The sequence below is a fragment of the Kitasatospora sp. NPDC001225 genome, assembly GCF_053597855.1.
In genome coordinates this window covers 1-8,670 of sequence record NZ_JBSFJC010000220.1, presented here as the reverse complement: position 1 = coordinate 8,670, position 8,670 = coordinate 1, and the positions used below count along the sequence as shown (strand labels likewise).

Annotated in this window: 8 protein-coding genes and 1 riboswitch; of the genes, 6 read left to right on the top strand and 2 right to left on the bottom strand. The window is 71.9% G+C overall.

Going from position 1 to position 8,670, the window contains the following annotated elements:
* Positions 1–149 precede the first annotated feature (149 nt).
* Positions 150–989, top strand: coding sequence for a trehalose-phosphatase (otsB, locus tag ACWDCZ_RS37500; RefSeq protein WP_449818262.1), 840 nt, complete (start codon positions 150–152; stop codon positions 987–989).
* Here the strand turns inward: otsB and ACWDCZ_RS37495 are convergent.
* Positions 976–2,442: an alpha,alpha-trehalose-phosphate synthase (UDP-forming) gene (locus tag ACWDCZ_RS37495; protein WP_449818261.1), complete on the bottom strand. Its 1,467-nt coding sequence runs from the start codon at positions 2,440–2,442 to the stop codon at positions 976–978. The two genes, otsB and ACWDCZ_RS37495, sit on opposite strands and share 14 nt — an antisense overlap.
* Before the next feature lie 60 nt (positions 2,443–2,502).
* Positions 2,503–3,540: a glucosyl-3-phosphoglycerate synthase gene (locus ACWDCZ_RS37490; protein ID WP_074005445.1), complete on the bottom strand. Its 1,038-nt coding sequence runs from the start codon at positions 3,538–3,540 to the stop codon at positions 2,503–2,505.
* Between the two features lie 111 nt (positions 3,541–3,651).
* Positions 3,652–3,788, top strand: a riboswitch (SAM riboswitch).
* A gap of 16 nt (positions 3,789–3,804) precedes the next feature.
* On the opposite strand from ACWDCZ_RS37490, the gene thrC reads away from it, so the two are divergent.
* The 5 genes from thrC to ACWDCZ_RS37465 all read left to right on the top strand — a co-directional run bounded on the left by thrC (position 3,805) and on the right by ACWDCZ_RS37465 (position 8,580).
* Positions 3,805–5,085: a threonine synthase gene (thrC, locus tag ACWDCZ_RS37485; RefSeq protein ID WP_449818260.1), complete on the top strand. Its 1,281-nt coding sequence runs from the start codon at positions 3,805–3,807 to the stop codon at positions 5,083–5,085.
* 35 nt (positions 5,086–5,120) lie between these two features.
* Positions 5,121–5,399 (top strand): MoaD/ThiS family protein, encoded by a 279-nt coding sequence (locus tag ACWDCZ_RS37480; protein WP_049652344.1) that lies wholly within the window; start codon positions 5,121–5,123, stop codon positions 5,397–5,399.
* A gap of 538 nt (positions 5,400–5,937) precedes the next feature.
* Entirely contained in the window at positions 5,938–6,141 is a 204-nt protein-coding gene (locus ACWDCZ_RS37475; RefSeq protein ID WP_030289665.1) for a cold-shock protein, read from the top strand.
* Between the two features lie 347 nt (positions 6,142–6,488).
* Positions 6,489–8,111 carry a chaperonin GroEL gene (groL, locus tag ACWDCZ_RS37470; RefSeq protein ID WP_049652341.1) on the top strand — a complete coding sequence of 541 codons (1,623 nt, stop codon included), beginning with the start codon at positions 6,489–6,491 and terminating at the stop codon, positions 8,109–8,111.
* 112 nt (positions 8,112–8,223) lie between these two features.
* The gene (locus ACWDCZ_RS37465) at positions 8,224–8,580 is read left to right on the top strand and encodes a hypothetical protein (RefSeq protein ID WP_049652339.1); all 357 of its coding nucleotides are present in this window, start codon (positions 8,224–8,226) and stop codon (positions 8,578–8,580) included.
* The last annotated feature ends 90 nt before the right edge of the window (positions 8,581–8,670 follow it).

Here is an 8,670-nt window from a genome sequence, read left to right as displayed (position 1 = left end):
GGGAGGGGCGGGTGGGTGGGGGTGGTGGAGGGGGCCCTGGTGCGGGGGTGGGGGAGGTGGCCTTGGTGCGGGGGGTGGGGGAGGCCGGGGTGTGGGGGCTCCGGGGTGGGCGGGGTGCGGAGTGGGGGGCTCCGGGGTAGGGCTTCGGTATGGGCTTTGAAGAGATGTTCGTGCCGGGGACCGGGGCTGGGCGGGACGGGGTGCGGGCGGTGCTGGGCGCGCCCGGGGATGCCGTGATCGGGTTGGACTTCGACGGGACGCTGGCGCCGATCGTGGCGGATCCGGGGCGGGCGCGGGCGCATCCGGGGGTGGTGGGGGTGTTGCGGCGGCTGGCGTCGGTGGTGGGGGGCGTCGTGGTGGTGACGGGGCGGCCGGCCGGGGTGGCGGTGGAGTACGGGGGGTTCGCGGACCTGCCGGGGGTGGTGGTGCTGGGGCACTACGGGGCCGAGCGGTGGGAGGGCGGGGAGCTCTCGGCGCCGGAGGTGCATCCGGGGGTGGCGCGGGTGCGGGCGGTGCTGCCGGGGGTGCTGGAGCGGGTGGGGGCGCCCGAGGGGACGTGGGTGGAGGACAAGGGGCGGTCGGTGGCCGTGCACACCCGGCGGACGGCGGCGCCGGAGGAGGCGTTGGAGCTGCTGCGGGCGCCGGTGGGGGAGCTGGCGGCCGGGTACGGGCTGGTGGTGGAGCCCGGGCGGCTGGTGCTGGAGCTGCGGCCGCCGGGGGTGGACAAGGGGGCGGCGCTGACCGGGTTCCTGCGCGAGCGGGGGGCGCGGTCGGTGCTCTACGCGGGGGACGACCTGGGGGACGTGGCGGCCTTCGCCGCGGTGGAGGAGCTGCGCGGCGAGGGCGTGGCCGGGGTGCTGGTCTGCGCCGGCGCGGTGGGGGACGCGCCGGTGCGGGAGCTGGCCGACCGGGCGGACCTGGTGGTCGCCGGGCCGGAGGGCGTGGTGGAGCTGTTGGGGGCCTTGGCGGACGCGCTCACAGCGCGTTGAGCTGGTCCAGGAACCACTGCTGCGGGGGGAGCGCGGTGGCCGCCGCCGCCAGGCGCTTGGTGCGGTCGGCGCGCTCCTCCGGGCTCATGGTGAGGCCGGCGTGGAGGGCCTCGGCGGTGGCGATGACGTCGTAGGGGTTGACGGTGAGGGCGTCGTCCTTGAGTTCGGCGTGGGCGCCGGCCTCGCGGGAGAGGACGAGGGCGCAGCCGTGGTCGGAGACCACCGGGACCTCCTTGGCGACTAGGTTCATGCCGTCGCGGATGGGGTTGACCAGGGCGACGTCGGCCAGCCGGTAGGCGGCGAGGGAGCGCGGGAAGTCGTCGTCGACGTGGAGGATCAGGGGCTGCCAGGCGGGGGTGGCGAACTCGGCGTCGATCTCCTCGGCGAGCCGCTGGACGGCGGCCGTGTAGGCGCGGTACTCGGCGAGGTCGGTGCGGGACGGGTAGGCGAAGGCGATGTGCACCACCCGGTCGTGCCACTCGGGGCGGGTGCGGAGCAGGTGCCGGTAGGCCTGGAGGCCGCGGACGATGTTCTTGCTCAGCTCGGTGCGGTCGACCCGGACGATGGTGCGGCGGTCGCCGACGGCCGAGCGGAGGGCGGCGAGGCGTTCGTCGACGTCGGGGCGGTGGGCGCGCTCGCGCAGGAAGTCGGCGTCGGCGCCGAGGGCGTGGACGCCGAGGCGCGTGGTGCGGCCGTCGACGGTGACGGTGAGCGCGTCGTGGTCGACGGTCGCGCCGAGGAGGTCCTCGCAGCAGGCGGCGAAGGCGCGGGCCCAGCGCTGGGTCAGGAAGCCGGCCCGGTCGGCGCCGAGGATGCCGGTGAGGACGGCCCGGGCGACGTCGTCGGGCAGCATCCGGTAGTACTCGGGCGGGGCCCAGGGGGTGTGCGAGAAGTGGCCGATCCGCAGGTCGGGGCGGGCTTCGCGGAGCAGGGCCGGGACCAGGGAGAGGTGGTAGTCCTGGACGAGGACGGCGGCGTTCGGGGCGGCCTCGGCGGCGAGGGCTTCGGCGAAGGCCTCGTTGTAGGCCCGGTAGGCGGCCCATTCGGTGCGGAAGGCGGCGTCGAAGGAGGGCGCGGTGGGGGTCGCGTAGAGCAGGTGGTGGACGAACCAGAGGGTGGAGTTGGCGACGCCGTTGTAGGCGCGGGCGAAGGTCAGCGGGTCGATGTCCAGCATCCGTACGGCCTGGCCGCCGACCTCGTGGCCGGCCAGGTCGAGGCGGCCGTGGGGTGCCTCGGCGGCGGCCCTGCGGTCGGAGTCGTCGAGGGCGGCGCAGACCCAGACGGCGTTCGGGTCGTCGATGGCGGAGAGGCCGGAGACCAGGCCGCCGCCGCCGCGGCGCAGGGTCAGCGTGCCGTCGTCGGCGGTGCTGAAGGACACCGGTCCCCGGTTGGACGCCACCAGGACGGGGGCGGTGCCGGTCACGCTCGAACGGTTGGTCGTGAGATCGCCCATGGTTGGCATGTTGCCGTGGGGTCGGCGTGGCAAACCCGTGCGGCCCGTCGAAGAGAGGCCCTAATGGCGGGCGGCGTACTCGGGGAGGGTGTGGATCGGGGGGCGTTCGAGGGCGGTCACCGGGTGGGTGTGGGCGGTGAAGGCGCGGGTTTCCGGGTCGCGGGTGAACTGGGTGAGGTGGGGGTGGACGAGGTCGGCGGAGGCCTTGAGGCGGTGGGTGCGGTCGAGGCGTTCCAGGGCGGTCCGGTAGATGGTGGCGGCCATCCGGCCGAGGGCCTGGCCGTCCTGGTGGCGGTGGTGCCGGACGCCGACGTCCACCTGGGCGAGGGCGTCCAGGCCGGCCAGCTCCAGGGCGTCGACCAGCAGGCCGAGTTCGACGCCGTAGCCGGTGGGGAAGGGCAGCCGTTCGAGCAGTGAGCGGCGGGCCGCGTACTCGCCGCCGAGCGGCTGGACGAAACCGGCGAGTTCCGGCCAGTGGAGGTTGAGCAGGGGGCGGGCGACGAGTTCGGTGACCCGGCCGCCGCCGGCGGGCAGGACGGCGCCCTCCGACTCCAGCGGGCGGTCGTACATGGCCTTGACCAGCTGGATGGACTCGTCGGTGAGCAGCGGGCCGACGATGCCGGAGACGAAGGCCGGGTCGAACTCGCGCAGGTCGGCGTCGACGAAGCAGACGATGTCGCCGTGGGTGACCAGCAGCGAGCGCCAGAGCACCTCGCCCTTGCCGGGGACGGCGGGCAGCCGGGGCAGGACGGCGTCGCGGTGCTCGACCCGGGCGCCGGCCTCGGCGGCGACGGCGGCGGTGGCGTCGGTGGAGCCGGAGTCGACGACGACGAGTTCGTCGACGAGCGGGAGGCGTTCCATCAGTTCGCGGCGGATGGTGCGGACGATGTCGCCGACGGTGGCCTCCTCGTCCAGGGCGGGGAGGACCACGCTGACCGTGCGGCCGGTGCGCTCCTTGGCGTCGAGCAGGGTGCGGACCGGCCGGTCGGCCGCGCTCCAGGAGCGGCGGCGCAGCCAGGACGCCGCCTGCGGGAGGAGCGCGGGAGTCGGTTCGGCGGGCACGGAGATCTCCTCGGCGAGGTCGGTGGGACGGGTCATCTCGCTTGGCGGACGGTCCCGTTCAGGTTTGACGCCTTCGGATACAGTCTTCGTACAGCGGTCGGACCTTTGCACGCCGGGGTCTCCGTTGAGCACCACCACAATTTCACAAGCTCATCCAGAGGGACTGAGGGAACGGCCCGTTGACGTCCCGGCAACCTTCTCGCGCGGCTGTCTGTCGACAGGCCCCGGCGGGACAGGTGCCAATTCCGTCCCGTGTCGCGACCGCGCCACGGGGAAGATGAGGAGAGAGGCCTCGCCATCATGGCTATCGACACTGCCGCACCCGTTTCCGTCGACCTCGGCCCGGCCGCCGCGCTGTCCTGTCGCGAGTGCGGCACCCGCTTCCCGCTCGGCCCCAGCTTCGCGTGCCTGGAGTGCTTCGGCCCGCTGGAGATCGCCTACGAGTTCGGCAGCGAGGGCGCCGAGGAGCTGCGCAAGCGGATCGAGGCCGGTCCGGCCTCCATCTGGCGGTACGCGCCGCTGCTGCCGGTGCCGGCCGACGTGGCGTCCAAGCCGAACCTGAACCCGGGGTGGACCCCGCTGGTGAAGGCGGACAACCTGGGCCGGGAGCTCGGTTTCACCGCCCAGCTGCACGTCAAGGACGACTCCGGGAACCCGACGCACTCGTTCAAGGACCGGGTGGTCGCGTGTGCGATCGAGGCGGCCCGGGCGTTCGGCTACACCACGCTGTCCTGCTCCTCCACCGGCAACCTGGCCGGCGCGGTGGGTGCGGCGGCGGCCCGGGCCGGGTTCCGGTCCTGCGTGTTCATCCCGCACGACCTGGAGCAGGGCAAGGTCGTCATGGCCGGGGTGTACGGCGGCGAGCTGGTCGGCATCGAGGGCAACTACGACGACGTGAACCGCTTCTGCTCGGAGCTGATCGGCGACCCGGCCGGCGAGGGCTGGGGCTTCGTCAACGTGAACCTGCGGCCGTACTACGGCGAGGGCTCCAAGACGCTGGCGTACGAGATCTGCGAGCAGCTCGGCTGGCGGCTGCCGGAGCAGATCGTGATCCCGATCGCCTCGGGCTCGCAGCTGACGAAGATCGACAAGGGGCTCCAGGAGCTGATCAGGCTCGGCCTGGTCGAGGACCGGCCGTACAAGGTCTTCGGCGCCCAGGCGGAGGGCTGCTCGCCGGTGTCGGCCGCGTTCAAGGCCGGCCGGGACGTGATCAAGCCGGTGAAGCCGGACACCATCGCCAAGTCGCTGGCGATCGGCAACCCGGCCGACGGCCCGTACGTGCTGGACATCGCCCGCCGTACCGGTGGCGTGGTGGAGGACGTCACGGACGCCGAGGTCGTGGCGGCGATCCGGCTGCTGGCGCGGACCGAGGGGATCTTCGCCGAGACCGCGGGCGGGGTGACCGTCGGCGTGCTGAAGAAGCTGGTCGAGACCGGGCAGCTGGACCCGGCCAAGGAGACCGTCGCGATCAACACCGGCGACGGGCTGAAGACCCTGGACGCCGTCTCCGATTCCGGGATGACCGCCGTCATCCGCCCGACGCTGGACTCGTTCCGCGCCGCCGGCCTCGTGTCCGCCTGAACCACCCGATAGGCCCCGCCCCCGCTAGGAGAGTCATGAGCGCCACCGTCCGCATCCCCACCATCCTGCGCACCTACACCGACGGCGCCGCCGAGGTGACCGCCGAGGGTGCCACCCTGGCCGAGGTCGTCGCCGACCTGGAGAAGAACCACGCGGGCATCGCGGCCCGCATCCTGGACGACACCGGCAAGCTGCGCCGCTTCGTGAACGTCTACGTGAACGACGACGACGTGCGCTTCGCCGAGGGTCTGGCGACCGAGATCAAGGACGGCGCCAGCGTCTCGATCATCCCGGCGGTGGCCGGCGGCTGCTGAGCCGACAAAGCAGAACCCGCGGTCGCCCGCGCGTACGGAAATCCGTTCTCCGTATGCGCGGGCGACCGCTCGCATTCCGGCGGGAATATTTCCGGGTCGAGTCGGAGTAGAGTGTGGCTCGGCTGGGAACAGGGTTTCCCTTTCGGCCCCCGCAGCGCTCGGCCCGGGGGCGTCCGGCCGCCGGGGGCGGACCGTGAAACATGTCAGGCAGATGTCAGAATTCGCGCGGGCATTTGAGTAATTCGTCCGCTATGTCCGGCGTGGAATGCCGAGATTATTCCGATTCGATCCGTCCTGTCCCTTGACGCCTTGGCGGAATTACCGGCGGTTGGCCCTGTTGCAGAGGGCGTCGATCCGGATACATTCAGCGGCGGTCGACGCAATCACCCGCTCACCGGAGGCCGCCCGGCGTTCCGCGCGGATGGTTGCGGCGTGCACGGCTGCGCCCAGGGGGGGTTCCCCGGGCCGGCCTTCAACCAACCCGGGCCCGCGACCTGCGGGCACGTGAAGGGCCAGCACAGCACTAGGGGAGTTCGGAATGGCTCAGGGCACCGTCAAGTGGTTCAACGCGGAGAAGGGCTACGGCTTCATCGCGGTCGACGGTGGTGCGGACGTCTTCGTCCACTACAGCGCGATCCAGATGGACGGCTACCGCACCCTCGAGGAGGGCCAGCGGGTCGAGTTCGAGATCTCCCAGGGACAGAAGGGCCCGCAGGCGGACATGGTCCGCGCGGCGGTCTGACCCCTTCCGACTCCAGGAGCTCGGCGCGGCCCTACGGCTGGTGACCACTCGCTTCTCGACGGGCCCGTGCGACGCGTGTCGTACGGGCCCGTCGGCGTTCCCCGACGCGGCTCCGCCGGGGCTCGGGCGGGGCTCCGGCGACGGCTCGCGGATCGTCGATTGGGCTTGCACTCGACCACCCGGAGTGCTAATCATTGGCGTTAGCACTCACAGCGTGAGAGTGACAGCGGACCGGGTCGGTGAGGCCCCCGGGAGCGGTAGGGGAATGGACCCCCGCACACCAGGGCCGTCCGTCGCGGGCACCCCTTGGTCCGAGCAGTCGACCGTGTCCCGGAGGACCACTTCAGATGGCCAAGATCATCGCCTTTGATGAGGAAGCTCGCCGCGGCCTTGAGCGTGGCATGAACCAGCTCGCCGACGCCGTGAAGGTCACGCTCGGCCCCAAGGGCCGCAACGTCGTGCTGGAGAAGAAGTGGGGCGCCCCCACGATCACCAACGACGGTGTCTCCATCGCCAAGGAGATCGAGCTCGAGGACCCGTACGAGAAGATCGGTGCGGAGCTCGTCAAGGAGGTCGCCAAGAAGACGGACGACGTCGCGGGTGACGGCACCACCACCGCCACCGTGCTCGCCCAGGCCCTGGTTCGCGAGGGTCTGCGCAACGTCGCCGCCGGCGCCAACCCGATGGCCCTGAAGCGCGGCATCGAGAAGGCCGTCGCGGCCGTCTCCGACCAGCTGCTGGCCCAGGCCAAGGACGTGGAGACCAAGGAGCAGATCGCCTCCACCGCCTCCATCTCCGCCGCCGACACCCAGATCGGCGAGCTCATCGCCGAGGCCATGGACAAGGTCGGCAAGGAAGGCGTCATCACCGTCGAGGAGAGCAACACCTTCGGTCTGGAGCTCGAGCTCACCGAGGGCATGCGCTTCGACAAGGGCTACATCTCCGCCTACTTCGCCACCGACCTGGAGCGGATGGAGGCGACGTTCGAGGACCCGTACATCCTCATCGCCAACTCCAAGATCGGCTCGGTCAAGGACCTGCTCCCGCTGCTGGAGAAGGTCATGCAGAGCGGCAAGCCGCTGGTCATCATCGCTGAGGACGTCGAGGGCGAGGCCCTGTCGACCCTGGTCGTGAACAAGATCCGTGGCACCTTCAAGTCCGTCGCCGTCAAGGCCCCGGGCTTCGGTGACCGCCGCAAGGCCATGCTCGGCGACATCGCCATCCTCACCGGTGGCACCGTGATCTCCGAGGAGGTCGGCCTCAAGCTGGAGAACGCCGGCATCGACCTGCTGGGCACCGCCCGCAAGGTGGTCATCACCAAGGACGAGACCACCATCGTCGACGGTGGCGGCGACAGCGAGCAGGTCGCGGGCCGCGTGAACCAGATCCGCGCCGAGATCGAGAACAGCGACTCGGACTACGACCGCGAGAAGCTCCAGGAGCGCCTCGCCAAGCTGGCCGGCGGCGTGGCCGTCATCAAGGCCGGCGCGGCCACCGAGGTGGAGCTCAAGGAGCGCAAGCACCGCATCGAGGACGCCGTCCGCAACGCCAAGGCCGCCGTCGAGGAGGGCATCGTCGCCGGTGGTGGCGTCGCCCTGCTGCAGGCCGGTGTCGCCTTCGACAAGCTGGAGCTGGAGGGCGACGAGGCCACCGGTGCCAACATCGTCAAGGTCGCGCTGGAGGCCCCGATCAAGCAGATCGCGACCAACGCCGGCCTGGAGGGTGGCGTCGTGGTGGAGAAGGTGCGCAACCTCCCCGCCGGTCACGGCCTGAACGCGGCCACCAACACCTACGTCGACCTGATCGCCGAGGGCATCATCGACCCGGCCAAGGTGACCCGCTCCGCGCTGCAGAACGCCGCCTCCATCGCGGCGCTGTTCCTGACCACCGAGGCCGTCATCGCCGACAAGCCGGAGAAGGCCGCCGCGGCCGCCGGCGGCGGCATGCCGGGCGGTGACATGGACTTCTGATCCTGATCGCTCCGATCGGATCGGCTGGTTCCTCGTCCGTGTGGGCGGCTCCCTTCGGGGGGCCGCCCACACGGCGTTTCGGCGTTCGGGCCGGTGGACGGAGAATGGACGGATGGCTTCCGACGACATCGAGACCGCCCTGCACAACGCGCGGGCACTGATCCTGGCCGACCTCACCGCGCGGGACGTGGCGGACGCCGCCGTCGTCTCGCTGGTGGAGCAGGCCGTGACGCACCGCCGCTGGTGGCTGGAGCAGTGGCCGGACGGCACCGAGTACGTGCTCGGGCTGGTCGCCCAGGACGTCCAGGACGCGCTGCTGGAGGCGTACGGGCGCTGGCCGCTGTGCACCGGGTGCGCGGCCGACGGGGACCCGCACGCGCTGAGCGTGGAGCCCGAGCTGGGGCCGGAGCCGCACTGGGTGTGCGGCAAGCAGGGCGCGGTGGTGGCGCCGGTGGGGAAGCTCGCCTAGGGCCTGTCTTCAAACTCGCGTCTGCGGGGCGACGCCGGGGCACGCACCTCGCCGCGTTGTCGTCGGTCGCCAATGCTCCGCAGTGGCTCC

Excerpts from the sequence above, each read along its gene's own strand:
- otsB (WP_449818262.1), top strand. The coding sequence starts at position 150 with ATGGGCTTTGAAGAGATGTTCGTGCCGGGGACCGGGGCTGGGCGGGAC.
- ACWDCZ_RS37495 (WP_449818261.1), bottom strand. The coding sequence starts at position 2,442 with ATGGGCGATCTCACGACCAACCGTTCGAGCGTGACCGGCACCGCCCCC.
- ACWDCZ_RS37490 (WP_074005445.1), bottom strand. The coding sequence starts at position 3,540 with ATGACCCGTCCCACCGACCTCGCCGAGGAGATCTCCGTGCCCGCCGAA.
- thrC (WP_449818260.1), top strand. The coding sequence starts at position 3,805 with ATGGCTATCGACACTGCCGCACCCGTTTCCGTCGACCTCGGCCCGGCC.
- ACWDCZ_RS37480 (WP_049652344.1), top strand. The coding sequence starts at position 5,121 with ATGAGCGCCACCGTCCGCATCCCCACCATCCTGCGCACCTACACCGAC.
- ACWDCZ_RS37475 (WP_030289665.1), top strand. The coding sequence starts at position 5,938 with ATGGCTCAGGGCACCGTCAAGTGGTTCAACGCGGAGAAGGGCTACGGC.
- groL (WP_049652341.1), top strand. The coding sequence starts at position 6,489 with ATGGCCAAGATCATCGCCTTTGATGAGGAAGCTCGCCGCGGCCTTGAG.
- ACWDCZ_RS37465 (WP_049652339.1), top strand. The coding sequence starts at position 8,224 with ATGGCTTCCGACGACATCGAGACCGCCCTGCACAACGCGCGGGCACTG.